Origin of the sequence: Micavibrio aeruginosavorus EPB, from assembly GCF_000348745.1 — a bacterium.
Classification (GTDB): domain Bacteria; phylum Pseudomonadota; class Alphaproteobacteria; order Micavibrionales; family Micavibrionaceae; genus Micavibrio; species Micavibrio aeruginosavorus_A.
On sequence record NC_020812.1, the window covers coordinates 564,469 to 591,254 of the forward strand.

General features: G+C 55.4%; 28 protein-coding genes and 1 tRNA gene. 15 read left to right on the plus strand and 14 right to left on the minus strand.

What is annotated here, in order from left to right:
• Positions 1–50 precede the first annotated feature (50 nt).
• The 7 genes from A11S_RS02560 to A11S_RS11975 all read right to left on the minus strand — a co-directional run bounded on the left by A11S_RS02560 (position 51) and on the right by A11S_RS11975 (position 4,796).
• Positions 51–1,292, minus strand: a complete 1,242-nt coding sequence (locus A11S_RS02560; RefSeq protein ID WP_015466916.1) for a ribonuclease E/G — start codon at positions 1,290–1,292, stop codon at positions 51–53.
• A gap of 2 nt (positions 1,293–1,294) precedes the next feature.
• The gene (locus tag A11S_RS02565; protein ID WP_015466917.1) at positions 1,295–1,888 is read right to left on the minus strand and encodes a Maf family protein; all 594 of its coding nucleotides are present in this window, start codon (positions 1,886–1,888) and stop codon (positions 1,295–1,297) included.
• Positions 1,878–2,096 (minus strand): translation initiation factor IF-1, encoded by a 219-nt coding sequence (gene infA / locus A11S_RS02570; RefSeq protein WP_014102173.1) that lies wholly within the window; start codon positions 2,094–2,096, stop codon positions 1,878–1,880. The genes A11S_RS02565 and infA overlap by 11 nt, the downstream gene beginning before the upstream one ends.
• A 76-nt stretch (positions 2,097–2,172) precedes the next feature.
• Positions 2,173–2,640 carry a UPF0262 family protein gene (locus A11S_RS02575; protein WP_015466918.1) on the minus strand — a complete coding sequence of 156 codons (468 nt, stop codon included), beginning with the start codon at positions 2,638–2,640 and terminating at the stop codon, positions 2,173–2,175.
• Entirely contained in the window at positions 2,637–3,911 is a 1,275-nt protein-coding gene (gene murA / locus A11S_RS02580) for a UDP-N-acetylglucosamine 1-carboxyvinyltransferase (RefSeq protein ID WP_041802877.1), read from the minus strand. The genes A11S_RS02575 and murA overlap by 4 nt, the downstream gene beginning before the upstream one ends.
• Positions 3,912–4,004: 93 nt before the next feature.
• Entirely contained in the window at positions 4,005–4,625 is a 621-nt protein-coding gene (dcd, locus tag A11S_RS02585) for a dCTP deaminase (protein ID WP_015466920.1), read from the minus strand.
• Positions 4,626–4,628: 3 nt separating this feature from the next.
• Positions 4,629–4,796 carry a hypothetical protein gene (locus A11S_RS11975; protein WP_015466921.1) on the minus strand — a complete coding sequence of 56 codons (168 nt, stop codon included), beginning with the start codon at positions 4,794–4,796 and terminating at the stop codon, positions 4,629–4,631.
• 196 nt (positions 4,797–4,992) lie between these two features.
• Here A11S_RS11975 and A11S_RS02590 point away from each other — a divergent pair.
• Both A11S_RS02590 and A11S_RS02595 read left to right on the plus strand, forming a co-directional pair.
• Positions 4,993–5,067: transfer RNA gene (locus tag A11S_RS02590), tRNA-Thr, on the plus strand.
• 57 nt (positions 5,068–5,124) lie between these two features.
• Positions 5,125–5,592, plus strand: a complete 468-nt coding sequence (locus tag A11S_RS02595) for an invasion associated locus B family protein (protein ID WP_015466922.1) — start codon at positions 5,125–5,127, stop codon at positions 5,590–5,592.
• A 12-nt stretch (positions 5,593–5,604) separates the two neighbouring features.
• On the opposite strand, the gene A11S_RS02600 is transcribed toward A11S_RS02595, so the two are convergent.
• The gene (locus tag A11S_RS02600; protein WP_235068021.1) at positions 5,605–6,483 is read right to left on the minus strand and encodes a hypothetical protein; all 879 of its coding nucleotides are present in this window, start codon (positions 6,481–6,483) and stop codon (positions 5,605–5,607) included.
• Between the two features lie 203 nt (positions 6,484–6,686).
• Here A11S_RS02600 and A11S_RS02605 point away from each other — a divergent pair, with 203 nt between their 5' ends.
• Positions 6,687–8,477 (plus strand): potassium/proton antiporter, encoded by a 1,791-nt coding sequence (locus A11S_RS02605; protein WP_015466924.1) that lies wholly within the window; start codon positions 6,687–6,689, stop codon positions 8,475–8,477.
• Positions 8,478–8,480: 3 nt separating this feature from the next.
• On the opposite strand, the gene xth is transcribed toward A11S_RS02605, so the two are convergent.
• The 3 genes from xth to erpA are packed head-to-tail and all read right to left on the minus strand — an operon-like array spanning position 8,481 to position 10,219.
• Entirely contained in the window at positions 8,481–9,245 is a 765-nt protein-coding gene (xth, locus tag A11S_RS02610) for an exodeoxyribonuclease III (protein ID WP_015466925.1), read from the minus strand.
• 3 nt (positions 9,246–9,248) lie between these two features.
• Positions 9,249–9,878, minus strand: a complete 630-nt coding sequence (locus tag A11S_RS02615) for a hypothetical protein (RefSeq protein ID WP_015466926.1) — start codon at positions 9,876–9,878, stop codon at positions 9,249–9,251.
• Positions 9,878–10,219, minus strand: coding sequence for an iron-sulfur cluster insertion protein ErpA (gene erpA / locus A11S_RS02620; RefSeq protein WP_015466927.1), 342 nt, complete (start codon positions 10,217–10,219; stop codon positions 9,878–9,880). The genes A11S_RS02615 and erpA overlap by 1 nt, the downstream gene beginning before the upstream one ends.
• A 94-nt stretch (positions 10,220–10,313) precedes the next feature.
• On the opposite strand from erpA, the gene A11S_RS02625 reads away from it, so the two are divergent.
• The 12 genes from A11S_RS02625 (at position 10,314) to A11S_RS02680 (ending at position 22,166) form a co-directional block, all read left to right on the plus strand.
• Entirely contained in the window at positions 10,314–11,555 is a 1,242-nt protein-coding gene (locus tag A11S_RS02625) for a deoxyguanosinetriphosphate triphosphohydrolase (RefSeq protein ID WP_015466928.1), read from the plus strand.
• 106 nt (positions 11,556–11,661) lie between these two features.
• Positions 11,662–12,645, plus strand: a complete 984-nt coding sequence (locus A11S_RS02630; RefSeq protein WP_015466929.1) for an SPOR domain-containing protein — start codon at positions 11,662–11,664, stop codon at positions 12,643–12,645.
• On the plus strand, positions 12,632–13,630 hold the full coding sequence (gene nagZ / locus A11S_RS02635) for a beta-N-acetylhexosaminidase (protein ID WP_041802882.1): 999 nt from the start codon (positions 12,632–12,634) through the stop codon (positions 13,628–13,630). The genes A11S_RS02630 and nagZ overlap by 14 nt, the downstream gene beginning before the upstream one ends.
• The gene (locus A11S_RS02640) at positions 13,623–14,600 is read left to right on the plus strand and encodes a segregation and condensation protein A (RefSeq protein WP_015466931.1); all 978 of its coding nucleotides are present in this window, start codon (positions 13,623–13,625) and stop codon (positions 14,598–14,600) included. The genes nagZ and A11S_RS02640 overlap by 8 nt, the downstream gene beginning before the upstream one ends.
• Before the next feature lie 2 nt (positions 14,601–14,602).
• A complete protein-coding gene (scpB, locus tag A11S_RS02645) occupies positions 14,603–15,784 on the plus strand; it encodes an SMC-Scp complex subunit ScpB (protein ID WP_015466932.1) in 1,182 nt (393 codons plus the stop codon).
• Positions 15,781–15,966, plus strand: a complete 186-nt coding sequence (gene tatA, locus A11S_RS02650) for a twin-arginine translocase TatA/TatE family subunit (RefSeq protein WP_015466933.1) — start codon at positions 15,781–15,783, stop codon at positions 15,964–15,966. Before scpB ends, tatA begins: the two co-directional genes overlap by 4 nt.
• 44 nt (positions 15,967–16,010) lie before the next feature.
• Positions 16,011–16,316, plus strand: a complete 306-nt coding sequence (locus tag A11S_RS02655) for a Sec-independent protein translocase subunit TatA/TatB (RefSeq protein ID WP_015466934.1) — start codon at positions 16,011–16,013, stop codon at positions 16,314–16,316.
• Positions 16,313–17,119, plus strand: a complete 807-nt coding sequence (tatC, locus tag A11S_RS02660) for a twin-arginine translocase subunit TatC (protein WP_015466935.1) — start codon at positions 16,313–16,315, stop codon at positions 17,117–17,119. The genes A11S_RS02655 and tatC overlap by 4 nt, the downstream gene beginning before the upstream one ends.
• Positions 17,097–18,281: a cell division protein ZapE gene (gene zapE, locus A11S_RS02665; protein ID WP_235068026.1), complete on the plus strand. Its 1,185-nt coding sequence runs from the start codon at positions 17,097–17,099 to the stop codon at positions 18,279–18,281. The genes tatC and zapE overlap by 23 nt, the downstream gene beginning before the upstream one ends.
• A gap of 183 nt (positions 18,282–18,464) precedes the next feature.
• Complete coding sequence (locus A11S_RS02670; protein WP_041802376.1) at positions 18,465–19,829, plus strand: DUF2336 domain-containing protein; 1,365 nt, start codon at positions 18,465–18,467, stop codon at positions 19,827–19,829.
• A gap of 144 nt (positions 19,830–19,973) precedes the next feature.
• The gene (mdh, locus tag A11S_RS02675) at positions 19,974–20,924 is read left to right on the plus strand and encodes a malate dehydrogenase (protein WP_014102200.1); all 951 of its coding nucleotides are present in this window, start codon (positions 19,974–19,976) and stop codon (positions 20,922–20,924) included.
• Between the two features lie 117 nt (positions 20,925–21,041).
• Positions 21,042–22,166, plus strand: coding sequence for a helix-turn-helix domain-containing protein (locus A11S_RS02680; protein WP_015466938.1), 1,125 nt, complete (start codon positions 21,042–21,044; stop codon positions 22,164–22,166).
• Between the two features lie 3 nt (positions 22,167–22,169).
• On the opposite strand, the gene A11S_RS02685 is transcribed toward A11S_RS02680, so the two are convergent.
• The 3 genes from A11S_RS02685 to A11S_RS02695 all read right to left on the minus strand — a co-directional run bounded on the left by A11S_RS02685 (position 22,170) and on the right by A11S_RS02695 (position 26,594).
• On the minus strand, positions 22,170–23,132 hold the full coding sequence (locus tag A11S_RS02685; protein ID WP_015466939.1) for a hypothetical protein: 963 nt from the start codon (positions 23,130–23,132) through the stop codon (positions 22,170–22,172).
• Positions 23,133–23,289: 157 nt separating this feature from the next.
• Positions 23,290–24,312, minus strand: coding sequence for a lysozyme family protein (locus A11S_RS02690; protein WP_015466940.1), 1,023 nt, complete (start codon positions 24,310–24,312; stop codon positions 23,290–23,292).
• A gap of 119 nt (positions 24,313–24,431) precedes the next feature.
• Positions 24,432–26,594, minus strand: a complete 2,163-nt coding sequence (locus tag A11S_RS02695; protein ID WP_015466941.1) for a coiled-coil domain-containing protein — start codon at positions 26,592–26,594, stop codon at positions 24,432–24,434.
• Positions 26,595–26,786: the final 192 nt, after the last annotated feature.

Genomic DNA, 26,786 nt, shown 5'->3' on the forward strand with positions numbered 1-26,786 from the left:
GGGTTTTATATGAAATATTTCAAAGATTTGCCCGTTAAGGACCGCGGGATTTAGCCGATTTTTGTATAAAACCGGTCGTGCAGTGGCGGGGTGCGGCGGCTGCGGGTGATTTCCATCAGGCCCATGGGGGAAAAGCCGTGAATTTGCACCGTGCAGGGGTCGGTGCCGATGGCGTCTTCCATGGCGCGGCGCAGGGCGTCTTGTTCGTCCTTGCTTTTCAATCGAATGAAATCGATCAGGATCATGCCGCCCAGATTGCGAATGCGGATCTGGCGGGCAATTTCGATGGCGGCCTCGATATTGATGGCCAAATTGGATCGTTTGTCACCGCCACGGTTCACATCAATCGCGGTCAGGGCGGCGGTTTTTTCGATGATCACACTGCCGCCGTTTTCAAGGACCATGTAAGGCTGAAACAAATCCTCGATCTGGCCCATGATGTCGCGTTCATCGAACAGGGCCATGTCTTCTTCGCCGTTCTCCAGCTCGACCGCCTGGATTTTCGTGACCAGGTCGGGGGCAAAAATTTCGCACCATTCTTCGGCATATTGGTAATGGTCCATCGTGGCGACTTCGATGCGGTTGATCCGGCCGATGGACTGGTCGCTCAGCGTCCGTTGTACGGAATCGGGGCCGAGCATGAGCAGTGTGGGTTCCATGCCTGTAAAATGTTCCTGCACCTGATCCCAAATGGCACGCAGGATTTCGGCTTCGCGTGTCAAAATCGCGGTTTGCGTATCGGCGGCGGCGGCGCGCAGGATGTAACCATGCATTTCATGGAATGAATCCAGCATGGTTTTTAATTGTTCGCGCATCTGTTTATTGCGGATGCGGGACGACACGCGGTTTTCGCGGCCCAGCGGCGTGTGAATCAAATACCGTCCCGGCAGGGCGATGTTCATGGTCAGGCGAGGAATTTTCTCCTCGCTGTGCGGGAACATTTCGTCGTCCTGTTTGGGAACGTAACCGGATTTGGCCTGTACCGCGATCATCTGCCCGGCTTGCAGGATCTTGCCAATGGCAACATCCCCGCCACGGCGGATTTTTCCATCCGGTTCCTGCAGGTACACATCGGCGTTGTTCAGGATGCCCTTGTTCTGCCCGTCCAGATCGACGAACACGGCGTCCAATGCGGCATCAATGCGGAATACGCGGCCCCAGTAAACCGAACCCCAGCGGACTTCCTCATGCACGGGATCGACTTCAAGCCCGACCAGACGGTTTTTCTCCATCGTGGCGACCCACAGGCTGCCGTCCAGTTCTTCGATCAGAATGTCAACGCCACTGGCCATGTTTAATCCTGTCTGTACCCTGCGCGGTTTAACAGGCGCATTGTATCATACAGGGACAGCCCGACAATTGTGGAGTATGACCCGCTGATAAAGGGGATAAATTCCGCGGCGCGGCCCTGAATGGCGTATCCGCCCGCTTTGCCGTTCCATTCGCCGCTGGCGATATAGGATTCGGTTTCGTCGCGGGACAGGGCCTTGATTCGCACGATGGAATGGGTGATGGCCGTGTGTTCCGTGCCATCCGCGCCAATCACGCAAATGCCGTTATAAACACGGTGGCGACGGCCAGAGAGGATTTTCAAACATGCGCGCGCTTGTGTTTCGTTTTCAGCCTTGGGCAAAATGCGGCGGCCACAGGCGACGACCGTATCGGCGGCAAGAATGATGGATGCGGGGTGTTTCGCGGCCACGGCGCGGGCTTTTTCAATCGCCAGGCGCAATGCGTGCGCGTCCGGCGTTTCCGCCTTCAACGGTGTTTCATCAAGGTCGGCGGGGGCGATGTGATCGGGGGCAATGCCCATCTGGGCCAGAAGGTCCAGACGGCGCGGCGACGCCGAAGCCAAAATCAGCGGCGCGCGGTTTGGATTATTTTTCACGGAAAATAATGCGGCCTTTGGTCAGGTCATAGGGTGTCATTTCAACAACGACCGTATCACCCGCCAGAACGCGAATGCGGTTCTTGCGCATCTTGCCCGCAGTGTGGGCCAGAATTTCGTGGTTGTTTTCGAGTTTGACGCGGAACATTGCGTTGGGAAGAACTTCCAACACCGTTCCTTTAAACTCCATCAGATCTTCTTTTGCCATTCAGTCCAAATTCCAAAAAGTGCTTTAAAACAGACGGTTATTTAACGCAATCCGGCGGTGTTTGCAACCCGGACCGCTACAGAATGGGCCCGCGACCCCCATAAAGGGCGCAAATCAGGGTGAAAAGGCGCCGGGCGGTTTCAAAATCCATGGAAATCCGGTCTTTTAACCGATCCTGGAGCAGTTCTGCCCCCTCGTTGTGCAGGCCCCGGCGGCCCATATCGATGGCCTCCAGCCGCATGTGATGGCCATCCCGGCGGGCGGCTTCATAGCTTTCAATCATCATGAAATAGTCCCGGATGAGCCGGGCATAGGGGCGCAGGGACAGGACCAGAGCGGGCAGGGCGACGCCATTGGCATCGTTCAGTTCCATAACCAGTCGATTATCCTGAATCGACAATGTCAGGTCAAACGGACCCGGCGCATCGGTGCCCAGCGGAGCAAAGTTATTCTTGGTCGCCAATCCGTCGAGCGCGCTTTTCCGTTCACAGGACAGCGATCCGGTTTCATCACATTCTTTTAATGTGATGGTTGCAATGCTCATGCCGATGCAATGCGCTCGATATCCGCCCCAACCGCGGACAGTTTTTCGACCAGGCGTTCATAACCGCGATCCAGGTGATAGATACGGTTCACAAACGTATCGCCATCCGCAACCAACCCGGCCAGAACCAGTGCAACGGATGCGCGCAGATCGGTGGCCATAACCTCGGCCCCTTTCAAACGCTTCACGCCGCGCACAATGGCGGACCCGTTATGCACGGTGATATTCGCACCCATGCGGCACAGTTCCGGAACGTGCATAAAACGATTTTCGAAAATTGTTTCCGTCACCATGCCCGCGCCTTCGCACTGGGTCAGCATGGTCATGAATTGCGCCTGCATATCGGTGGGAAACCCGGGGTACGGTTCGGTCATAATGTCCGTGCCCTTCAGCGGCGTATCGCCGCGGCTGACCACCAGACCGACGCCATCTTCGCTGTCTTCGATTTGCAGCCCAGCGGCCTTCAACGGGCCGATCAATGCTTTCAAATGTTCTTTACGTGCGCGTTTCAGTGTCAGGGCCCCGCCCGCCAACGCAACCGCAATCATAAACGTGCCGGTTTCGATGCGGTCCGGGACCACCGGGTGCAACGCGTCGTGCAATTTTTCGACGCCGCGAATGGTGATGGTGTCGGTGCCATGGCCGGAAATATCCGCGCCCATGGCGATCAGACATTCGGCCAGATCAACAATCTCCGGCTCCTTCGCCGCGTTGTAAAGCTTGGTTTCGCCCTTGGCCAACGTGGCGGCCATCATGATGTTTTCGGTCGCGCCGACGGACACTTTGGGGAATGTGATTTCTGCGCCCTTCAATCCGTTCGGGGCCTTGGCGTGAACATACCCGCCATCCAGCTCAATGACCGCGCCCATGGCTTCCAATCCCATGATGTGCAAATCGATCGGGCGTGTGCCAATCGCGCATCCGCCGGGCAATGACACCGTCGCCGTGCCCGTGCGCGCAACCAGCGGCCCCATAACCAGAATGCTGGCGCGCATTTTGCGGACCAGTTCGTAATCGGCGTGTGTGTCGCTGATATTGGTGGCCTGCATGATCATTGCGCCATCATCATTGGTGGCAACGCTCACGCCCAGACTTTCCAAAACCTGACGCAGTGTTTTAATGTCCTGCAACCCCGTCGGCACGTTGGTCAGGCGCAGCGGCTCCGCACTCAACAAACATGCGCACATCAACGGCAGTGCCGCGTTCTTTGCACCGGAAATTTCAATGGTGCCATTCAGACGGTTTCCACCGCCAACGCGAATTTTGTCCATGCCTTTTTTCTCCGGCGATGTTTCTGCGCTGTTGTCAGTAATAGCCTGTGCGGATTGTGTCGCTGTCATGTTGATGCTTTCTTTTTATATGCCTTACAGGCGTGGCAGTGTGACGCCGCGTTGGCCCATATATTTTCCGCTGCGGTCGGCGTAGCTGACTTCGCAGGCGTCCGAGCCTTTGAAGAACAGGAACTGGCACAGCCCTTCGTTCGCGTAAATTTTCGCGGGTAGGGGGGTTGTGTTGGAAATTTCCAGCGTTACGTGCCCTTCCCAGCCCGGTTCCAGCGGCGTGACGTTTACGATCAATCCGCAACGCGCATAGGTGCTTTTGCCAAGGCAAACCACCAAAACATCCTTCGGAATGCGGAAATATTCCACCGTGCGGGTCAGAACGAAGCTATTGGGCGGAATAACGCAAACATCGGTTTTGCGTTCAACGAAGCTCTGGTTCGAAAAATTCTTCGGGTCGACGATGGCGTTATCGATGTTGGTGAAGATCATGAAATCGTCCGAGCAACGTGCGTCATAGCCATAGGATGACAGGCCGTATGAAATCACACCTTCGCGGGTTTGTTTTTCCACGAACGGGTCGATCATGCCCTCGTTCTGCGCCAGCCAGCGGATCTGATGGTCGGCCAGAATGCCAGGAACGGCGGCGGCGCCCACATTGGCGGCCAGCTTTTCGATATCTTTCAGAGCGTGTTCGGCGGTCATGTCTTACTGGTCCTTCTCGGTCTTGTCGTTATTTTGCTCGGCCATCTGGTCGGCGCGTTCGCGGCTTTGCCCCTTGCGACGGGCCAGGTTCTGACGCAAGGCTTCGGCCCGCTTTTCGGCTTTTGCCTTGTCTGCGGCCAGCGTCGCGGCGTTTCTGGTTTGATTCGTCATTGGACCCGAATCCTGTCATCGTTTTTGGGAAACAGGGGTTTTATAGCGCCCAAACCCCCTTTGGACCAGTAAAAACCGGATTTTCGGCCCGGTTATCCGCCATTTTCAGGGTTTGCCGGTCCTGTAATATGGTGCTGGACACAGGGGAATGAATGGGTTAGAAGTTTGCCCGGTTTCAAGGCCGTTTTCCCGGTATGCTGCCGTAGCTCAGTGGTAGAGCACTCCCTTGGTAAGGGAGAGGTCGAGAGTTCAATCCTCTCTGGCAGCACCATTTTCCCTTTATTTTGAAATAATTAGTTCTTTTGTGCGTCTGTCGGGGCTTATCGCAATGAAAAAATCTGCCTTTATTCTGGCTGCCGTATGTTTTTTGGCTATCCCGGCCCATGCCGCCGATTGGGCCGTGCGCTGTGCGCCCGATGGGACGCAGTGCGAAGCGTGGCAACGCTTGATGGTCAAGGAAACGGACCAGCGGATGGCGGAAATTGCCATTGGTTTTCCCGACGGGGTGGATCACCCGGCGCGTGGGGTGATGGTGTTGCCGCTGGGCATTATGTTGCCTGCGGGCGTCAAACTGTCCATCGACAAGGCGGCCCCGTATGGGGCGCAGGTGCGGTATTGCACCCATGATGGGTGCATGGCGTTTTTGACACTGGATGATCAGGTGTTGAATGAATTGCGCAAGGGGCGGGCCGCCACATTGGCGTTTCAAAGTTTCGCGGGCAAGGATGTCATTCTGCCCATTTCCCTGAATGGCATAACGGTCGCTCTGGAAGAAGCGGCCGTTAAGAAAAAGTAGGCTGATCCGTTTTTATTGATTGCTGTTGCAATCAACGGGCAGGTCCATGATGGACGGCCAACGATTGACCCAGCCATCGGCGCCATCGGTTTCATCAATCTTGCTCATGCGGATACAGTTTGATGGTCCCATTGCGGCGCGGAATTCATCGTAGTTATAGGTGGTGATTAAATCATCCCACGCGCCGATAAAATGGTGTTGCGGGATGTTGGCCACATCGCGGGCGAAATCCTTGGCGTTCAACGACCCTTCCAATGCGGGGATCTCTTTGTTCGCGGTCCAGCTTTGATGGTCCAGCGTGCTGGCCACGGTGCGGATGGTCAGGATGTCTTTACGCTTTGCGCCCAGCAGAATGGCGACTTGACCACCGCCGCCATAACCGATCAGGTTAAAGCCGACAAAGCCGTATTTACTGCGCATATTGTCCAGCGCTTCATTCATCGCATCCATGTTTTCGACGGAGAAACGCTTCGCGGCCCAGCCTTTTTCATCGCATGCTGGATTTTTGTCGATGGTCAGATATTGGCACGTACGGGCCAGATAAATCACGTTATCGCCCTGGTCGCGCGTGGCCAGATGCAGGGCCACCGGGTTGTCCGGCGTGGGGTCCAGCGTCGGGGCGGCTTGATGTTCACCTTTTAAAACCAGCCCGTCACCTTCGATATAAACGTTGGCGATGCCGCCTTGTTTATGCACGCGTTCATAGGCGACCAGTGTGGTTGATCCGGTTTCGATCTGGCGTTTGTTCATATGAACCGGGGCCGCCAGACGGTTGGCACCTTCCTCGCGCATAATAGTGCAGGCGCTGGTCATCGCCACGACGCCAACGGCCAGTCCCAGCAATCCCAGGGTGAACAGGGGGCGACGGATGGTTTGCAATGTGAATGTCATGATAAAATCCGGATGGTGAACGGTGGAATTATTCAGATATCCATACATATCATATGGGCTGGCCCTGTGCCACGCTGTTTCCCCTTTCGCCGTCCCGTTTGAATTTTTTTCATAACGTATATGCTGGTGTTCTTGTGTAAAACTGGGGCCGCGTTACACTACAGGCCACCGAATATCGGTCGCGAAAGGGAACATACGCAACAATGGAAAGCGTCTATCTGGTCAATGCCTCGCTTTTGCTGGGGGCTGCGTTGGTTCTGGTTGGGATTTTTTCCAGCCTGATCGCCACGCGGTTCGGCGCGCCGATGTTGTTGGTCTTCCTTGTTATCGGCATGTTGGCGGGGGAAAGCGGACCCGGTGGATTGGAATTCGACAATTATCGCCTGGCTTATCTGATCGGGTCGCTGGCGTTGGCGATTATTCTGTTTGATGGCGGGCTGCGGACGCGTTTGAATAATTTTCGCAGTGTTCTGGCCCCGTCTATGGTGCTGGCCACGGTTGGGGTTTTGATCACAGCCGGGTTGATGGCTGTACCCGCCGTGTATTTCCTGAACCTGACATGGGCGCAAGGGTTTTTGCTGGGATCGATCGTGGCGTCGACCGATGCGGCGGCGGTGTTTTTTCTGCTGAAATCCAGTGGCCTCTATCTGCGTCACCGTGTTGGCGCGTTGCTGGAGGTTGAATCCGGCACCAACGATCCCATCGCCGTTTTCCTGACCCTGATGATGGTGCAGATCCTGTCCATGGTCACGATGGAGGGGGCCGTGGTGCAGATGGTGTCCATCTTCGTCCTGCAGGCTGTCGTTGGAACATTGGTGGGGATTGGTGGCGGTTTATCGGTATCCGCATTGCTGAACCGCATTCACCTGCCGGGTGGGTTACACCCGTTATTTGTGGTGGCTTTTGCCGTTTTCATTTTTTCGGTTGCGGCCTTGTTACAGGGCAGTGGGTTTTTGGCCGTATATATTGCGGGCCTGATTGTCGGTAACCGCCCGGTCCGGGCCTTTCCCAGCATTGTTAAATTCCACGATGCGGTCACATGGTTGTGCCAGATCGTCATGTTTATCGTGCTGGGCTTGCTGGTCAATCCGGCGAAGTTGATGGAATATGCTGTGCCGGGATTGGGGTTGGCGTTGTTCCTGATCTTTATCGCGCGCCCGGCCATGATCTGGGTGTGTTTGCAAAGTTTCCGATACAAGCCGAAGGAAAAATTATTTATCTCCTGGGTGGGATTGCGCGGCGCGGTCAGTATTTTCCTGTCCACCTTGCCGGTTCTGGTCGGGTTGCCGCATGCGGAGGTGTATTTCAACACTGCGTTCTTCGTCGTTCTGGTGTCATTGGTGTTACAGGGATGGACGATCCCGATGATGGCGCGGCGTTTGGGGATGGGCTTGCCCAACACGGTGCCACAGGTGCGCCGGGTGGAACTGGACCTGCCCGGTCAGCTGGATATGGAGCTGGTGGGTTATACCATTACCGAAGACAGCAACTTCTTCCGCAATCGTATCCTGCCGTCCTGGGCGCGGCCTTTGATGGCGGTGCGTGAAAACACCATTGTCGATATTGATAACAGCACGGCCTTCCATGTTGGCGATTACGCCTATTTCCTCGCGCCGCCACATCAGGCCCACCGTCTTGACCGTTTGTTCGCATCCGATGGGGATGACACCGCCCCGGTGCAGGTGGGGGATACGATTTTCCAAACCTATCCTGTCCTGCCCGATGCGGTGATGCGTAATCTGGCCGAAGAACATGGATTCCGCGTGCGTTCAGAAGAAGAAGAAATGACCGTGCAGGAGGCGTTTGACATGCACTTCCTCGGTCGTCCGGCGGTGGGTGATAAAATCACCTATGACCGCGCCATTATGATCGTGCGGGCGTGCAATGCCGGGGATATTACGGCGGCGGATATTGTGGTTGAAACCATCAAAACCGGCCCGGATGTGTCGGCGGCGCGGGCCTTGTTCAACCGGTTCGTTCGCCCGTCATCTTAAAGATCAATAATCAATCGTCATGACCAGCGGGGTGTGGTCGCTGGCCTTGTCCAGCGCGCGCGGATCGCGGTCGATTGTGCAATCCTGTAACTTATCCGCAATGGTGGGGGACAACAGGAAGTGATCGATGCGGATACCCTTGTCCGCGGGCCAGGCACCGGCCTGATAGTCCCAATAGGTGTATTGGCGCGGTGCGGTGTTGACCACGCGCAACGCATCGGTCAATCCCAGCCAGAGCAAGGCACGAAACGCCGCGCGGCTTTCCGGGCGGAACAGGGCGTCGTTTTCCCATGCTTTGGGGTCGTAACAATCTTCGGCGTCGGGAATGACGTTAAAATCCCCGCCGACGGCGAACGCAATCCCTTCGCGGCGTAAATGGGCCAGACGATCCTTCAATCGTGCCATCCATTGTAATTTGTATGGGAATTTTTCACTGTCCACCGGGTTGCCGTTGGGTAGATAGATATTGATCAGGCGCAGACCCTTGATCTCGACCTCCAGATAGCGCGCCTGTTCATCCGCATCATCACCGGGCAAGCGGTCAAGGATGACGGTGATCGGGTGCGGCGATAATATGGCCACGCCGTTATAGGCTTTTTGACCCACAAATTCGGCGTTGTAACCGATGGCCTGAAACACATCGGCGGGGAAGGTTTCACCCTTCAACTCTTGAATCATCAAAACATCCGGGTGGTGGGTTTCGACCCAGTTCTTGGCGTGATCCAAACGGGCCTTGATCGAATTGACGTTCCATGTGGCGATTTTCATTGTTTAATCCTTTTGTGGTGTCCAGCCCATTTTCCAATCGCCCATGGGAACGATTTCCGCGGGATGGCCGTTATCGTGGAACCATGAATCAACGGCATACCGCTCACCCGTTTTAATGTCGACCAGCGCGGCGGTCTGGTGCGGTCCCTGTGCGACGAAGAGTGGAACGCGCGCGGTGGGGCGGGTGGTTTTGTGGAATTTGAACAATCCCGCTTCTTCCATCATCGCCATATATACGGTGGCGTTCGTGCTTTCATCCACGCAATCGAGTTGATGGGGGCCGAGTGTATCATATGTTCCGGCCACATCCACGGCGGTGCCGGTTTTTTTGCCGACAATCCGTTCCATCAATCCGATGGATTTGGCAATGGCGGCCCGTTCCGCGGGTGCGTTGGTGATGGTTTGGCGCAGGGGTGCGGTTGCTTTTGTCCATTGCGCAGGGGACAGCGATACACGATCGCGTGATACGCACCCATAACCACGACACACATCAAATGATTTGGGTGCGGGTGATGTTAGTTTTTTTTGTTCGAAATATCCGGCATAGGGCCGCGGTTCGTTGACATCAACCCCGGCACAGGCCGCCAGTCCAAGGCACGAAACGGTAAGTATGAAGTGAAACGGCTTTGTCATCACATGGCAAACGACGTGCCGCAACCGCACGACGATGTGGCATTCGGGTTTTTGATCTGGAAGCTGGCCCCGACAAGGTCTTCGACATAATCGACAATCGAACCGTTCAGGTAATCCAGTGACACATCATCGACCAGCACGCGGATGCCGTCATGGTCGAAAACGTGATCGTCACTGGCCGCATCGCTGGCGAAGCTGAATTTATACTGGAATCCCGAACATCCGCCGCCCAGAACCTCGACCCGGAGCATCAGGTCCGGTTTGGATTGTGCGGTCTGGAGCGCCTTTATCCGGCGGGTAAGGGCATCGGTCAGGGTGATTGTGCGTGTCTGTGTGTCCATACACTATATATAGAGTGCCATGGGGGGTATTTTCAATTCCCCTGTAACGCGTTAATCTGACCCGAAATTTCAACCTGTTACGGATAATCGCGTGATGAGCAATTTGGCCGCTGACCAAGCCACCTATAATTACTGTGCCCTGCCGCTGGCGGCCTATGCCTGCCGTCCGGACCAAACGGCGGGGCGGATTTACCCGTCCACCGAATCATCCACCCGCACCCCGTTCCAGCGCGACCGTGACCGGATCATTCATTGCAGCGCGTTTCGTCGCCTGAAATATAAAACGCAAGTGTTCGTCTATCACGAAGGCGACCATTTCCGTACCCGCCTGTCTCACACAATTGAAGTGGCGCAAATTGCGCGGTCACTGGCCCGTGCGTTGTTCGTGAACGAAGATCTGGCCGAAGCCGTGGCGCTGGCCCACGATCTGGGCCACACACCGTTCGCGCATGTGGGCGAAGATGTGATGGTCGAATGCATGAATGATGTCGGCGGGTTCGATCATAACGATCAATCGCTGCGCGTTTTGACTCATCTGGAACGCCGTTATCCGGCATGGCCGGGCCTGAACCTGACATGGGAAACGCTGGAAGGTGTGGCCAAACATAATGGCCCGTTGCTGAAAAAGGGCGAAACGCCGGAATCGGCGGGCCTGCCCGTCACCGTCACGATGGTGAATGACCAGATGGATTTGCGCCTGGACACCTATGCCTCGGTTGAGGCACAGGTGGCGGCACTGGCCGATGACATTGCGTATAATAACCATGATGTCGAAGATGGCTTGCGCGCGGGCCTGTTCACACTGAACGATCTGCGCACTGTGCCGTTGCTGGCTGATATCATCCCGCAGGTTGAGGCCGAATGGCCGGATTGCGAACCCAAAATTATCATTTTCGAAGTCATTCGCGAAATGATCGGGGTGATGATCGAAGATGTTTTGAGTGAAACGCGCCGTCGCTTAAAAGCCCTCAACCCGTCCAGTGTTGAAGATGTGCGCATGGCCGGCCATGCCATGGTCGCGTTTTCCGACCCCATGCGGGACAAGGTCGATGGCCTGCGCGAATTTTTGTACGAAAACATGTATCGCCATTACACCGTCCGCCGCATGCGGATGAAGGTCAGCCGCGTGGTCCGTGATTTGTACGAAGCGTTCATGGATGAATATCATTTGTTGCCCCCGGATTGGCAAAAACGGGTCGAGGATGTCGGTGGGGAAAAGGCCGACGGAATCCGCCCCCGGGCGCGGATTGTGGCCGATTATATCGCCGGGATGACCGACCGATATGCCATAAAAGAGCATGAACGCCTGTTCGACCTGCATTGGGATTTGCGCTGATTTTCCTAACTCTCTGATTTTTCAGTGATTTTTTGGGGATATAACCCTGCGGATAAGACTCAAGGAATGCTTGAGGAAAGACCGCAGTTTTCCTAAAGTAGCGCCCATGACCTACCATGATGAATTTGATGATCCCGAAGGGGGAAACCCCTTTGGCCGGATTGCGCGGGCGCTTGAAAACGGGCGCACGCGGTTGAGCGCACGCGCACCGTTCCTGACCGTTTTGATGGGGTTGGGCGCGCTGTTTATTCTTCTCGCTGTCTTCTGGGTCAGCTATCCGCGCGGTGATGATCCGACGCGCCCTGTCCCGATGGTGCAGGCCGATGCCGATATGGCATCCGCATCCTATAAAACCACGCCGGATGATCCGGGTGGGATGGATATTCCCTACCGCGACAGCACATTGTTCGACACGCTGCGGTCCGCCAACAATGCGGAAGATGGCGCCAGCAAGGTTGAAAACCTTCTGCCCCCGCCGGAAGAGCCGATGACGCGTGAACAAATGTTCGCGGGTCTGAAAACCGAAACATTGACCCCGGAAACACAGATGGCGGATGCGTCTGATGCGCCTGTGGCAAAGATGGCCGATGATGATTTGAGCGCGGAGCCGAAACCGGACCCGGTGCTGGAAAAAGAATCCGCGGTTGAAGAACTGGAAAAAACTGCGGACGAAGAGCCCGTCACACCGGTCGAAGATTCCAAACCGGCCGGCATGCCGACCCCGGTGATTGCACCGGAGAAAAAAACCGACATCCGCAGCGCGGAAAAGGTTGAGGACAAAGTCGCCGCAACCGAACCCGCCGCCGGTGCCGCTGCACCTGCTGTAAAAGCGGTGCAAGATGGAACCCATTTCGTTCAGATGGCCAGCGTGAAGGATGAAGCCGCCGCGCGCGCCGAGTGGAAGAAGATGCAGGCCGCATTCCCATCCCAATTGGGTGGCGTTGAATTGCGCGTACAGAAGGCCGATCTGGGGGCCAAGGGCGTGTTCTACCGTATTCAGGGCGGACCGTTGAAACAGGACCAGGCCAAATCCATTTGCGCGGCGATCACCGCCAAACGTCCCGGGGGTTGCATTGTTGTCGCCCGTTGATCCGCATAACGCGCCGTTGGCGGCGATCTTTGGTTTGTCGGGCACGACCCTGACGGATGAAGAACGTGCGTTTTTCAAAACGGTTAATCCGTTGGGCTTTATTCTGTTCGCGCGCAACGCGACCGATCCGGCGCAATTGAGCGCGCTGACCGCCGATCTGCAATCTTTGTTGGGGCGAGAGGTCCCGATTCTGATTGATCAGGAAGGCGGCCGCGTCGCGCGCCTGCGCCAACCACACTGGCCTGCCACCATCGCGGCCCAGCATTTGCCGGATACGGCATCCGTTGCAGCCCAAAGCGGTGCCATTGCCGATACGCTGAATGCTATGGGCGTTAATGTAAACTGTGCCCCCGTTCTGGATGTATTGTTTGATGATACGCATGCCGCCATTGGTGATCGCGCGTTTTCGAATGATGCCGCGATTGTGTCCGAACGGGCCATCGCATCCTGCCGCGCCTATCTGGCGAAGGGTATTGTGCCGGTGATTAAACACATGCCGGGGCAGGGGCGTGCAACGCTTGATTCCCACCTCGACCTGCCGCATGTCAAGGCCGCAATGGCGGATTTGGAAGCGGTCGATTTTCTGCCCTATCGCGATTTGTTGAAACAGGATTTCGTTGATGCGGTCTGGGGCATGGTGTCGCACATTGTTTATGATGCGGTTGATAATGTCCTGCCCGCGACCTGTTCGCCCGCTTTGATCGGCGGTGTCATCCGTCAACAATTGGGTTTTGATGGTCTGTTGCTGACCGATGATATCGTCATGAACGCGCTGGGTCGTATCGGTGATATGGGCGTGCGCGCAAAAGCCACGCTGGATGCCGGGTGCGATATCGTCCTGCATTGCAGTGGCAAGATGGATGAAATGAAAAACGTGGCCGCGGCCATTCCGGTGATGACCGCGGATGCGGTGCGCCGTTATAACCGCAGCCTGCCCACATCGGGCCAGGGCCCGAATGTTGCGTATGGGGGATTGCATGTCTGATGAAATGATGGACGCCGATTCCGGTTTAGAATTGGATGACGTGATCGGGTTTGAAGAAGATCCGCCGCGCGACGGCGCGGAACCGGGCGAATATAACCCGGATGAATTGCTGCTGAACATTGACGGGTATGAAGGCCCGATTGATGTCCTGCTGGTCATGGCCCGCGACCAGAAGGTCGATCTGGCGAAAATTTCGATCCTGCAATTGACGCGCCAATATCTGGTGTTCATGGATCGCGCCAAGGCGATGAATTTGGACCTGGCCGCTGAATATCTGGTGATGGCCGCATGGTTGGCGTATTTGAAATCACGCCTGCTGTTGCCGCGTGAAGAATCCAAGGGTAACGAACCCTCCGCCGACCAGATGGCCGAAGCCCTGCAATTCCAATTGCGTCGTTTGGAATCGATGAAGAACGCGGCCAATGCGCTGTTCCGTCGTCCGTATCTGGGCAATGGTATCTATACCCGCGGTATGCCCGAAGGGTTGGGCGTGAAAACCGATATCACATGGGATATCACGCTGTTCGATTTGCTGAAGGCTTATGGCGATATTCGCCGCCGTCAGGAATTTGCAACGTTTGAATTGCCCGTCTTCTCCGTCATGACGATGGAAGAGGCGCTGGACCGTGTTGGCACCATGCTGGGCAAATTACCACGCAAGGGCCCGTACAGCGCCTGGGTCACGATGAGCAGCCTGATGCCGGAAAAGATCAAGGATCCTCTCTATGGCCGTTCGTCCATGGCGTCCACCTTCACCGCCGGTTTGGAATTGGTGAAGCAGGGCAAGGTCGAAATCAAACAGGATGGTTTGTTCCGCCCGATTTATATGCGCGCGACGTTTGTTGATCGCGACCGCGTCGGTGGCCCGGATTCCGAACCGTCCGACGATATTGAACAAGACAGCAACCCGGATGCCGCCGATGGATTTGATGGCGAATCCGAAACCAGTTACGCCGAAGCGGGAGTATAAAAATGAGCATGGATGACAACGATCAGAAAGAAATGATCAGCGATAACACGATGGCCAGCGTTGCCGAAATCATGGCCCAAGCCATGGATGAGGATGATGCCGAGGATATCGAATCCATTGAAGATATCGCCGAGGCCGTTGAGGCCGACCTGTCCGCAGGCGAAGAGGTTGATGAGGATGATGCTGTCGATTTCGACGCCGAATCGGATGATGAAATGTCAGATGATGTTGTGATGGCATCCGATGACGACGGCGCGAACGAAGAGTCTGAAGCTGTTGAGGGTGAGGTCGAGGAAGCCGGTCCGCTGGACACCATCCGTATTTTGGAAGCCTTGCTGTTCGCATCGCCCGCACCGCTGAGCATGAGCGCAATGCGCGAACGCCTGCCGGAGGATTCCGATGTGGGTGGCATGCTGATGAAGCTGAAAGAAGAATACGCGACGCGCGGCGTTCATCTGATGGAAATGGACGGCCATTGGGCGTTCCGGACGGCGGATGATCTGAATGATGCGCTGTTGCTGAAACGCGAAGTGCGCCGCCCGTTATCCCGTGCGGCCATGGAAACATTGGCCATTGTGGCGTATCACCAGCCGGTCACCCGCGCGGAAATTGAAAATATTCGTGGTGTTGTGATTGCCAAGGGGACGCTGGATATTCTGATGGAATGCGGTTGGGTTAAACCGGGCCGTCGCCGCGAAACGCCGGGCCGTCCGCTGACCTGGGTCACCACAGCCAGCTTCCTGGACCATTTCGGTCTGGAAACGTTGAGCGAACTTCCGGGTCTGGATGATCTGAAGGCGTCCGGCTTGCTGGACCGTCGTCCGGCGATTGAAAACATTGCCCCCGACCTGTTCGACCAGATCGAGGAGAATGATGCCAAGACGCTGAGCGATGCAGACGAAGATGATGAAGAATCAGAAGGCGGGTTCGAAGCGCACTTCAACGAAGAAGAAGCGGTAAGCCCGGAAACAGACGAAGAAGCCGATGCAGAACTCTCCGCCATGATTGATGACATGGACGAAGAAAAGGCCGAAACCGTTGCCGCCGCCGCATCCGATGATGACGACGAAGATGAAGAATCTGATTCTGACGACGATTCCGACGATGACGAAGATGAAGATGCCGATGATTCAGATGATGAAGACGGCTATGACGACGATGAAGAAGATGAGGACGACGAATGAGCATTGGTATCTGGCAAATCGGCCTGATTATTCTGGTGATTGTCCTGCTGTTCGGTGCGGGCCGCGTGCCACGCCTGATGGAAGACATTGGCAAGGGAATCAACAGTTTTAAAAAAGGTCTGAAAGACGGGGACGACACCCCGCAAAAGATCGAAAAGAAAAACGATCAGGATCCGTCCTGATCGTTTCCTGCGTAAACGCTGCCCCATAACCGGGACCTGCCCCTATGTTTGATATCAGTTGGGCCGAATTGTTCATTGTCGCCTTGGTGGTGATTTTGGTGATTGGCCCGTCCGACATTCCGAAAGTGATGATGTCGCTGGGCCGTATGGTTCGGAAGATGCAGCATATCCGCTTTGCCCTGACGCATCATTTTGACGATGTCATGCGCGCCGTCGATGTGGAAGAAATGCGCAAATATAACGAACACACATCCCACACCGCACCCGTGACGGATGAAGCCGATGCCGATGATGATGCCGATATCGTTCCCGCGAAGCGTGATGCCGAAAAAACCGGGGGTGTACAATGACGCAAACACAGACCCCGGCACCGGAATCGGAACAAATGGAACCCGACCATAACCCCAAACCGTTGGTCGAACATCTGGTCGAATTGCGCAATCGGTTGATGTGGTGCTTTCTGGCCGTTATTGCGGGTACGGGTTTCTGTTATTTTTTCGTGCAGGATATTTACGGGTTTCTGGTGCGGCCGCTGGCGGATGCCATGGGCGATGGCGATACGCAACGCCTGATTTACACCAATCTGACCGAAGCATTTTTCACCTATATTAAAATCTCTTTCTTCGGGGGGCTGTTTTTGATGTTCCCGGTGCTGGCCGTGCAAATCTGGGGATTTATCGCGCCGGGGCTGTATGGGCGGGAACGGCGGGCTTTTTTACCCTATCTGGTGGCGACACCCGTGTTGTTTATCACCGGGGCGGCGCTGGTTTATTACTTCATCATGCCGCTGGCCTGGCGGTTTTTCCTGGGTTTTCAAAGTACAGGCGCGGAAACGGCCCTGCCGATCCAGCTGGAAGCGCGGGTGAGCGAGTATCTGGATCTGGTGATGGTCTTGATGTTTGCCTTTGGCCTGTGTTTCCAGTTGCCGGTTTTATTGTCGTTGATGGCGCGGGCGGGGTTGATCACAGCGGAAACGCTGGCTAGCCGCCGCAAATACGCCATTGTGGTCATTTTCGTCGCGGCGGCGGTTTTAACCCCGCCGGATATTATTTCCCAGGTGGGATTGGCCATTCCGCTGATCGGTTTGTACGAAATGTCCATCGTGCTGGTTCGGCGCATTTGCAAAGAGCGTGCGGCACGCCATGGTGCATGATCCGGTCAATCTGCTGAAGCGGTATCAATCGCGTATTGCGCAGGACGGGTTCCAATCCGACCCGTATCAGGAACGAGCCATCCAATCCCTGCAAATTCTGGCGAATGCCGTGTTGTCCCGTACCGACCGGCGGGGTTGGTTCGGGATAAAGCGCAAGGCTGCGCCGGTCCGCGGGCTGTATTTATACGGTCCAGTCGGGCGGGGGAAATCCATGGTGATGGATTTATTCTTTGCCAGCCTGCCGGACGACGTCAAAAAACGCCGGGTTCATTTCCATGATTTCATGATTGGCGTGCATGATTTTATGCATAATCGCCGCTTGGCCGCATCGGGCAAGGCGGATAATGATGTGCGCGATTCCGCCCTGCTGGCCTTTGCCGATGATCTGGCCAGGCATGTGCGGGTTTTGTGTTTTGATGAATTCCATGTCAGCAATGTCGCCGATGCGATGATCCTGGGGCGGTTGTTTGCGGCCTTGTTTGATCAGGGTGTGGCCGTGGTTATGACCAGCAACAGGGCCCCGGATGATTTGTACAAGGGCGGGCTGCAGCGCGATCGGTTCTTGCTGTTTATCGACCTTCTGAAAAATCGGATGGAGATTTTGCCCCTGTCGGGCCCGGTTGATTACCGGCTGCAATATCTGGAATCGAGTGGGGTATATTTTTCGCCACTGGGGTCCGCGGCCCATGAATGGGCCGACCAGATTTTTGCCCACCTGACCGATGGTGTTGATGCGCACCCGGATGTGCTGGAGGTCCGGGGGCGGACCGTGCCCGTCACGCAAACCGCCCGTGGGGTTGCCCGGTTCACTTTTTCCGAATTGTGCGAACACCCGTTGGGGGCAGAGGATTACATCACCATCGCCCGGACCTATCACACCATCCTGCTGGAGGGGGTGGCGAAATTGGGGTATGATCGTCGGAACGAAGCCGTGCGTCTGATGACGTTGGTGGATGCGCTGTATGATGCCGGAACACGGTTGATCATCACGGCGGATGCGCCGGTGGATCGTCTTTATCACGGGCATGATCATGCGTTTGAATTCCAACGCACGGTCAGCCGCCTGACTGAGATGCAAAGCACGGAATGGTTTGCCCGTACTGCCCAATCGGTCAGTGAATGGCATAAAAACGATACGGTGCGGACTGACGGGCGCGTTTGAAAAGCCCGTTTTTGCCAAATACGGTTCGTGGCGTATCTTTATTATTGCGTGATTGTGTGTGTATTGAAAAATGTATGTAATTCAATATTTTGCGTGCGTTTGTAAAATTGCCCTCTTATTTTCGTCGGGGTGGGTCTGTGGCTTTAAATCTTTGTGAAAGTCTTTCCTGTACATTGGTGTAAGATGTTTGCATTCATACGTAAGCTTTTGTTAAAGAACGACAAAACACATACTCTGCCGGCGTCTGCCCCGCGGAACGATGCGCGTTACGAAATTGAAAAGCAAAAAGCCCGATCCGGGTCGTTGGATGAACGGATGGCCATTGCCAGAAACCCGGAAACGCATCCTGAAATTCTCTATTATCTGGCCCAGACCGATCCGTCCGATGACGTGCGTCATGCCGTGGCCGAAAACCATTCAACCCCCTTGCAAGCCAGTTTGTTGATCGCGCGCGACTCCAGTGCGGATGTCCGGCTGGCTCTGGCCGAACGTCTGGTCCGTCTTCTGCCCAACCTGAGTCATGAGGAGCAGGCGGCGCTTTACGCGCACGCGGTTCAGACTCTCGGTCTGCTCGCGCTGGACGAAGTTCTGAAAATTCGTAAGGCGCTGTCGGCGACGCTGAAGGACAAAGCCTATGCCCCGCCATCCGTCGTTTCGACTCTGGCACGGGACGTGGAACGAACCGTGGCGGAACCGATCTTGCGGTTTTGTGCGGCCGTTCCGGACGACGTCTTGATCGATATTCTGAAAATGCATCCGGAGGGCTGGGCGTCCGAGGCGATCGCCGGACGTGACAGCATCAGCGGCGATGTGTCCGTTGCTGTGATCGAACACGGGAGTACGGAGGCCGGAAAAACCCTGATCGAAAACAAGGGCGCGGACATTGGCCCCAGCCTGCTGCAAAAGATTATTGATCGGGCCCGCGACTTGCCGGAATGGCAACGGTCGTTGGCCGACCACCGCACATTACCACCCGAGATGGCGGAGAAGCTGGCGGAATTTGCCAATGAATCCGTTCGTCTGATTCTGGTCCGCAGCGGCAAGTTTGACCGCCGCACGACGGAGGAGGTGGCCACGGCCTTTAAACGCCGCCTTGGCTACGCCGCCAACCAGTCGGATGATAAAATTGTCGATGCTTCCGCCGATGAACCGGACCGGCGCGGATCACCGGACGGCAACTCGGTGAAGTCCGAAGAAGAACAATATGCCTATGCGTCCCGCATGGCCCGCGAAGGGCGCCTGGACGAAGATATGCTGTCCGATGCGCTGGCGATGCAGGATTATGATTTTATCTATGCCGCGATCAGCATCATGGGCCGGGTGACGCTGGCCGATGTGCGCCGCGTTTTCGCCCTGCGCGCACCCAAGCCCATTGTCGCCCTGTCGTGGAAGGCGGGGTTGAGCATGCGCATGGCTCTCCGCCTGCAGCAGGATATTGGCCGCGTCCCGCCGCGCCAATTGCTGTACCCCAAAGGGGGGACCGATTATCCGATGGATGAAGACGAGTTGCGCTGGCAACTGGAATTCCTTGGGCTGGAAGCGGCCTAATCCCCATTCAAACATTCTGTAAAACGTGCCGTAAGCGTGCGGGGGCTTGTTTGCGCCCTTGCCCTTGTTTGTCGTGCCCGAAGGGGCTATGTCTGTGATCAGGTTTTTCTTACCAAATGGAACGACAAAGGGAGTCTTTATATTATGGCACGGAATAAAATCGCCCTGGTGGGTGCAGGACAAATCGGCGGTACGCTGGCCTTGCTGGCGGGCATGAAAGAACTGGGCGATATCGCCATCGTCGACATTGCCGAAGGTGTGCCGCAGGGCAAGGCTCTGGACATTGCAGAAGCCGCCCCGGTCGAAGGGTTCGACGCGAAATATTCCGGTTCCAACGATTACGAAGTGATCAAGGATGCCGACGTTGTGATCGTGACGGCCGGCGTACCGCGTAAACCGGGGATGAGCCGTGACGATCTGATCGGCATCAACACCGGTGTGATCAACACGGTTGGCGCGAACATCAAAAAATATGCACCGAACGCATTTGTTATCGTCATCACCAACCCGCTGGATGTAATGGTTGAAGTGATGCAACGCGCAAGCGGTCTGCCGGCGAACAAAGTCGTTGGCATGGCTGGCGTTCTGGACTCCGCACGCTTCCGTCACTTCCTGGCCGAAGAATTCAAAGTGTCGGTTGAGGACGTCAACGCTTTCGTTCTGGGTGGGCACGGCGACACGATGGTTCCGCTGGTGCGTTATTCCAGCGTGGCCGGTATTCCGCTGCCTGACCTGGTGAAAATGGGTTGGACGACGCAAGAGAAACTGGACGCAATCGTTCAGCGCACGCGTGATGGCGGTGCCGAAATCGTCAACCTGCTGAAAACCGGTTCCGCGTTCTATGCCCCGGCGTCCAGCGCGATTGCCATGGCGGAAAGCTATCTGAAAGACAAACGCCGCGTTCTGCCGTGTGCGGCCCGTCTGGATGGTCAGTATGGCGTGAAAGGTCTGTATATCGGCGTGCCGGTTGTGATTGGCAAAAACGGTGTTGAGAAGATCGTTGAGATCGAATTGAACGCCGAAGAGCAATCCATGTTCGATCATTCCGTAAGCGCGGTGAAAAGCTTGGTTGCCGCCATGGAAAAAGCGGCTTAATCGCAGGTTTTTAAGGGTTTTTAGGGGAAAGGGGGCTTTATCAGCCCCCTTTTTCTTGCCAAATCGGGTGAAATTGGGCAGTGTTTAGACATAATAATAAAAATAAGAGGCAGGGCCGTGGGACACGTTCATATTCACAAAGATGTCGATCATTCGTCGCTTCCGCCGGATCTGGTGAAGCGTAAATTCAATTGCGCTGGGCGATTGTCAAACGATGTCTATGCCACCGGATTTGAACGGGTGCGGGCAAAGGCCGGCATGATGCCGGAACAGGCCGCGACGGCGATGGGTATAAAGGCCGAACACTATATGGCGCTGGAGCAGGGCAGCATCCGCCCCGGGCGTAAAACGATTGAAGATTTTTGCGCCGCCTTGCGCTGTCATCCACTGGATCTTCAGGATGAGAAGGCTCATTCCCCCTTACCGCGTGTCATGGTCGAAATCTTACACGATCTGGCTAAGAACACCGCGGCCAACCGCTCGGATCGTCGTCGCGCCGTAGATCGATTGCGCATGGAACATGAATGCGCCGCTTGGATGATGGATGCCCACGGTGATACGGGGTTGCATGTGTTGAAGATTGCCGAAGGTGCGGTTGATATGTCGGCCATGATGGGGGCGGTTGAGGGCGATGTGCGCCGCTGGATGCGCGCCGATGATCCACGCGGATTGATGGATATGGCGCTGGACCGTTATATTTTTGCGCTGGATGACATGGTGGGCGATCAATATGCTCTGATCAATCATTGCAAGGCCGTGTGCAACGAAAATTATGACGAGCTGTTGTCGTTTGGCCTGACGCTGTATGGGTCGAATAATTTTTTAACGGCTTTAAATCGTATGTGGGCCACAAGCCATGAGCACGGATTTGATCATGTCCGCCGTGTGGTCAATGATGTACCGGATATGTTTGGACCGATGCATGAACGTCTTTTCACGGCTGGTTCTGTAACGATTGATGGTGTGCGAATGGGTGTGCGTAAGGCTATTAATCGCATGCTGGATCACGCGGAAACGCATATAAAAATGTGCGATGCTGTGAATGGAAAAACGGGGATTTTTGATCGCATTCAATCCCTGAAAAGCCAGAAAGACGATATTCTTGCATGGCGTGGGTCATTAAAAACGCAAACCCTGTTGGCGTGGTGCGAAAATTATCGCCGTATTGATGTCGGTGCATTGGATGCCGTGGATCGGGCGCTGGGTCGAAACAGATCAATCGCGCCAAAGACTCAACCGTAAAAATCATGCGCCCGGTGTTAATGGGGCGGCGGGCGATGGGCGGAGCTGCTGGTCCATCGTTGTGTCGTTGTGTTGATGGTCGCCAAGGGTCGCAATAGAAAACGCGGTGCGCAATTCCGGTATATTGGCGCGCAATTCCCCTTCGGGCGCGTATGTTGCGGCGGCGCTTTTTCCGGGACGGCAGGCTTGTTCCTGAACATCTTCGATGATGGACAGCATTTTCTGACCCGTGGGGTCTTCCAGCTTCTTCTCAATCGCCTTTTCATAGGATGAGATCTGCTTGTCTGCGGATTTGTTTCCGGCGATGCCCTTGTTTGCGTCGACTTCCCAGCCGGATGCGGCTTTACCGTCCTGTAATTTCTGCGCGTTGCCGGGGCCGATATTATAACCGGCATAAACGATAGAGAAGCTGTCGGGTTCAGCGGGGTCAACGTCCAGTTTCTGGGCGATGTCCTTGCTGTAATATGCGGCGGTGTATGTTGCGGCCTCCGGCGCTTCTGCGCGCAAGGAATCGATCAGTTTCCCGTTGTCCCGGGCATAGGATCTGATTTCCGGCCCGTCCATATCCTTGGCTTTGTCGTGGATTTTTTCGATTTTGTCGGCCTGTTTTTTCAAGCCTTGTGCATCCAACTGCTCGGCAATTTCATCGCCGTTTTTGGCCAGCGTTTCAACAACGGCCACACGGCTGACCTGAAAATCACCTTTCACGCCTGTGGGGCTGGTCATGGTTGTATGGGTGCTGAATTCACTTTCGCGGCCCCACATCCCGACCAGCAATTCCGGCGCGACGCCACTGGCGGCGGCGGCATCGGGCAACACGCTCATGACGCGGGCCTGACGGTCGGTTAAATCGTTGGGAAGGGATTGGGGGGTGATAACACCGCCATCCTGAACCACGGCACGCGCGGGTGCGAAATCAATCGATTTCGGTGGGGCGGTGGGTTCGGTGTCTTTGTCTTTTGCCATGGGCGTGTACTCTGATGAATGCGGCGGTTGCTTCCCCTTTGTTGAATTCTTTTTTTTCGATCTGCGAACTATTGTAAACTCTAGACGTTAAGAAATAAAAAACCCGCCGATGATTGGCGGGTTTTTTGAATATTTTTGGGTCCGTTATTGGATGGCCCTATTGAATAGCGAGGGCCGGAATAACCGGGGCTGGGCGTTGCGGATCGGGTGTTTGATCCTGTGCGGCGTCGATGCCTTGGGCCGGTTTGGCGAAGGCCAGGCTGACGGGTTGCGCAGACACCTTCACGGCGCCATCCGGGTCGTATTTGTTGGCGGCGCTGCCCGTCTCGCGGGTCAGGTTATTGGCCACTTGCTGTTCCCGTTCGGCGCGCAAGACGGCGACAACAGCTTGCGGCGGTACGTGGGCCTTGTTCAGTCCATCGCCATGGTAATAGCTTTTCCCAGCCATATCTTTTGGCAAGGATGCCCATTCCATGGACATATTGCGCATGAATTGGCTTTCGCTCATGTCACCGTTCAGGAATTTGCTCAGGCCGCGGCGTTCCATCAGAACACCAGCCATTTTATCCTGCATGTCCTGATCGAATTTTTCATTCCCGCTCAGGCCCATTTCACTTTTCAGGCCGCGCAGGGTTTTCTCGATAATCTGGTAACGGCCCGCAGCCGAGTTGCCCGGGTCATTGTTTTGCCAGGCCAGAACCTCGTTCACGGTCATGCCGGTGAAGTTGACATGGCGGTTGCCAAAGGCGGTGTTGTAGGATTGGCCGGTTTCGTTATTTTTCCGGCTGTGCTCGCCCGTGGCGATCAGGTCCAAGAGGTTTTCCGGCGGGTTGAGCGCAATGGCACGGGCCTTGCTGAAATCTGTCTTGCTGAAATCGGTGCGGCTTTCCCATTCGCCGCCATGCGCCTTCACATCATTGCGCCAGCCGCGATACTGGGTGTCATCCATACCCATGACGCCGGCGAACAATTTGTTCAGCCCGGTTTGGCCGCCGTTTTCGGGGTCCAGGAATGACATGAAATACATCAGGATTTGGGCCAGAACCTGTTGCAGGAATCCGAGCTGGCCATACCCCATGGCCGGGGCGGCTTGCGGCCCGCCTTGCGCCAGCTTGCGCGGATCAACCCCGTTTTGTACGGGGGCGGGTTGGGCTGTGTTTTGTGTTGTATCTACCACCATAGTCCTACACCCTTGTTTTTATTCTATTTATTGGGGCCTTTGTCAGGCTCTACCTGTCTGTGATTGCCCCCATAATATCGAAAAAGCCCCTGTTTTGTCAAACTTTTCCGGCCTTAATATCACGCCATCCCCATGCTCATGCTTTGGCCGTTCAGGGCCGCGCGGCGGGTCTGTTCGGTCATGTCCATATCCGCGCCCGGCAGTTGCGGCGTCGCGGCGGCCGGTTGGTTCGGGCTGGCAGCGGCGGCAAAAGCACTGTTCATATCCATACCCGGATCAATGTCCGATTTCGCAGCGGATGTGCCCACGCGGCTGGTCGCGGTATCGTTGCCGGTCGATGCCACCATTTCACGTTCCGGCGCGACGCCATAGCGTTCGTCGATCAGACGCTTGGTGTTGTCCATGGAGGTCGAGACATAGGTGCGCAGGGATTCCGGCGTTTTATCCAGAATTTGCGTGCGGTTGATTTGCTGGCTCAAAATCTGTTCACGTGTGTCGGTGTTTTCAAGCCAGGCTTGATAATCATTCATTTGGCCAATTTGGGCATCGGCGCTGTTGTTGGCGTTTTCCAGTTTTTGCTGGGACTCGGCCAGATCTTTTTGCGCTTGTTCCAAATCTTTAATCGCATCCAGTTGTTCCTGTTGCGCGGCGGTCAGGTTGCCCTGTTTTTCGAGCAGATCGGCCTTGGCTTGGGCCAGGTCGTCTTTTGCAATTCCCAGCTCTTCAACTTTCTTCAGTTTCTCCTGAGCAAGGACTTCCCCAGCGTTAACAACGTTTTGCAATTCTGTTTGGTTTTTCGCAAGGTCGGCTTTCAAACTGCCAATTTCCTGACGAATGCCAACCATGCCTTCTTCGTAGTAACCGCGCAGTTCTTCAAGGCTGACACGGCGTTCGTTCAGTTGCTCATTTTCTGCTGTTTTTTCATTGACGGTATTTTGCGCTTGTTCGGCTTGCGTTTTGGCGTCGTCAATTTCGACGGTTTTGTCGATGAACTTGCCAAGGTTGTCGCCGCTTTTTTCTTTCAGGTTGCTGTAGCGTTCGAAAGAGGTCAGGGCGTTTGCGTTTTCGAGATCATCCTTGGCGATGTCTTTGACATCGCCGTTTTGGTTGACGATCTGGCCTTGTTCGTTGACGAACAGCTTGTCGCCATTTTCCGGGTCGCGCGGTGCGTTGGCTTCCATCGCGTTCAGGCGGCGGAAGACCTCGGAGTTATCGGTCGCAACGGCCATCTGCTCTTCTTTGGCCGTATTCAATTTTTCCAGATTTTCTTCCAGGATCTGCTGGTTGGTTTCAACCATGGCATCGTTCGCGGCCATCTGACCGTCTAACACGGTCATTTGTGCGTCGATCTGGTTGATTTCTTGTTGGGTGTTGGCTTCCTGCTCTTTCAGAACCTCAATCTGGCCGTTCAGCTGTTCGCCCTCGGCCTCCAGGATTGCGCGCTGTTCCGCGTTCTCCGCGATCTTTTGATCCAGAACAACAACCTCTTCGCTCAGGCGTTCGACGCGCTGTTCTGCCACTTGGACATTTTGTTCGGCTTCTTCTACTTCGCGTTCTGCCTGCGCGACACGTTCGTTGGCTTCATCCAAGCGTTTTTGGGCTTGTTCAACAGCCAGTTGGTTCTGACGAACGTTTTCTTCCAGCTGACGAATATATTGGCTGTAGCGAATCGCCTGTGCGGCGCGTTCTTTCTCTTTTTGCTCGGCCTGGGCTTGCCCGCCGCGGACGCTGTTGTTGACGGGGCCGGTCGTGCCCATGCGTTCGGCCAGCGTTTCCATGGCGTTTAATTCGCGCAACCCCTTGTGCCCGTGCTGTGATTCATAAACGGCATCCATCACGTTTTCGGCGGCGATGGTGCGAGCATCCGGCGTTTTGGCCTGCGCTTCAAAAATCGGGCTGAGCGCTTCGATTTCAACCGTTTGTTTTTCCGCGGTGTTGGCACCGGCCGCCACATTATTATTCAGGGCGGGGCCTTGCGGCGACGGTGTGGCTTGAATGTCTTTTATGTCGGCCGTCTGGGTGGCCAGGTCATCAATTGCGGCCGCATCCATCGGGCTGCTGATTTCATCCTGAATCGCTTGCGCCTGTTCGGCGGCATTATTATCCAGCTCCATCGCGCGACGCGCTGATTGCAGGGGGGCGGTGTCGAACAACGCACGATCAGCCTCGGCACCCTTCATGCCGATTGTCGTGGTCGATTCATTGAAGATGCGGCGATAGGTGCCGCGTTCGACATCATATACAGCGTTGGTTTGGTTCGGTGTTTGGCCTGATTCTGCCACTTCATATCCCCCGAGGTGTACTCACACGCCCCCATCATGCACAAAAACGAATAATATTATGTTAAAAGATCAAGTTTTATTAAAATTTTATCTATTTCATCAGGAAGATAGCCGGGGACAGCCGTGTGAAGCAGGGTTTGCGGCTTTGCAAAAGAGGGGCCGGGTGGTAAATCTTTCGGGTTAGTCTGATAA

Coding starts and splice junctions, on each gene's coding strand:
- A11S_RS02560 (WP_015466916.1), bottom strand. CDS start 1,292: ATGGCCAGTGGCGTTGACATTCTGATCGAAGAACTGGACGGCAGCCTG.
- infA (WP_014102173.1), bottom strand. CDS start 2,096: ATGGCAAAAGAAGATCTGATGGAGTTTAAAGGAACGGTGTTGGAAGTT.
- A11S_RS02575 (WP_015466918.1), bottom strand. CDS start 2,640: ATGAGCATTGCAACCATCACATTAAAAGAATGTGATGAAACCGGATCG.
- murA (WP_041802877.1), bottom strand. CDS start 3,911: ATGGACAAAATTCGCGTTGGCGGTGGAAACCGTCTGAATGGCACCATT.
- dcd (WP_015466920.1), bottom strand. CDS start 4,625: ATGACCGCCGAACACGCTCTGAAAGATATCGAAAAGCTGGCCGCCAAT.
- A11S_RS11975 (WP_015466921.1), bottom strand. CDS start 4,796: ATGACGAATCAAACCAGAAACGCCGCGACGCTGGCCGCAGACAAGGCA.
- A11S_RS02595 (WP_015466922.1), top strand. CDS start 5,125: ATGAAAAAATCTGCCTTTATTCTGGCTGCCGTATGTTTTTTGGCTATC.
- A11S_RS02600 (WP_235068021.1), bottom strand. CDS start 6,483: ATGACATTCACATTGCAAACCATCCGTCGCCCCCTGTTCACCCTGGGA.
- A11S_RS02605 (WP_015466924.1), top strand. CDS start 6,687: ATGGAAAGCGTCTATCTGGTCAATGCCTCGCTTTTGCTGGGGGCTGCG.
- xth (WP_015466925.1), bottom strand. CDS start 9,245: ATGAAAATCGCCACATGGAACGTCAATTCGATCAAGGCCCGTTTGGAT.
- A11S_RS02615 (WP_015466926.1), bottom strand. CDS start 9,878: ATGACAAAGCCGTTTCACTTCATACTTACCGTTTCGTGCCTTGGACTG.
- erpA (WP_015466927.1), bottom strand. CDS start 10,219: ATGGACACACAGACACGCACAATCACCCTGACCGATGCCCTTACCCGC.
- A11S_RS02625 (WP_015466928.1), top strand. CDS start 10,314: ATGAGCAATTTGGCCGCTGACCAAGCCACCTATAATTACTGTGCCCTG.
- A11S_RS02630 (WP_015466929.1), top strand. CDS start 11,662: ATGACCTACCATGATGAATTTGATGATCCCGAAGGGGGAAACCCCTTT.
- A11S_RS02640 (WP_015466931.1), top strand. CDS start 13,623: ATGTCTGATGAAATGATGGACGCCGATTCCGGTTTAGAATTGGATGAC.
- scpB (WP_015466932.1), top strand. CDS start 14,603: ATGAGCATGGATGACAACGATCAGAAAGAAATGATCAGCGATAACACG.
- tatA (WP_015466933.1), top strand. CDS start 15,781: ATGAGCATTGGTATCTGGCAAATCGGCCTGATTATTCTGGTGATTGTC.
- A11S_RS02655 (WP_015466934.1), top strand. CDS start 16,011: ATGTTTGATATCAGTTGGGCCGAATTGTTCATTGTCGCCTTGGTGGTG.
- tatC (WP_015466935.1), top strand. CDS start 16,313: ATGACGCAAACACAGACCCCGGCACCGGAATCGGAACAAATGGAACCC.
- A11S_RS02670 (WP_041802376.1), top strand. CDS start 18,465: ATGTTTGCATTCATACGTAAGCTTTTGTTAAAGAACGACAAAACACAT.
- mdh (WP_014102200.1), top strand. CDS start 19,974: ATGGCACGGAATAAAATCGCCCTGGTGGGTGCAGGACAAATCGGCGGT.
- A11S_RS02685 (WP_015466939.1), bottom strand. CDS start 23,132: ATGGCAAAAGACAAAGACACCGAACCCACCGCCCCACCGAAATCGATT.
- A11S_RS02690 (WP_015466940.1), bottom strand. CDS start 24,312: ATGGTGGTAGATACAACACAAAACACAGCCCAACCCGCCCCCGTACAA.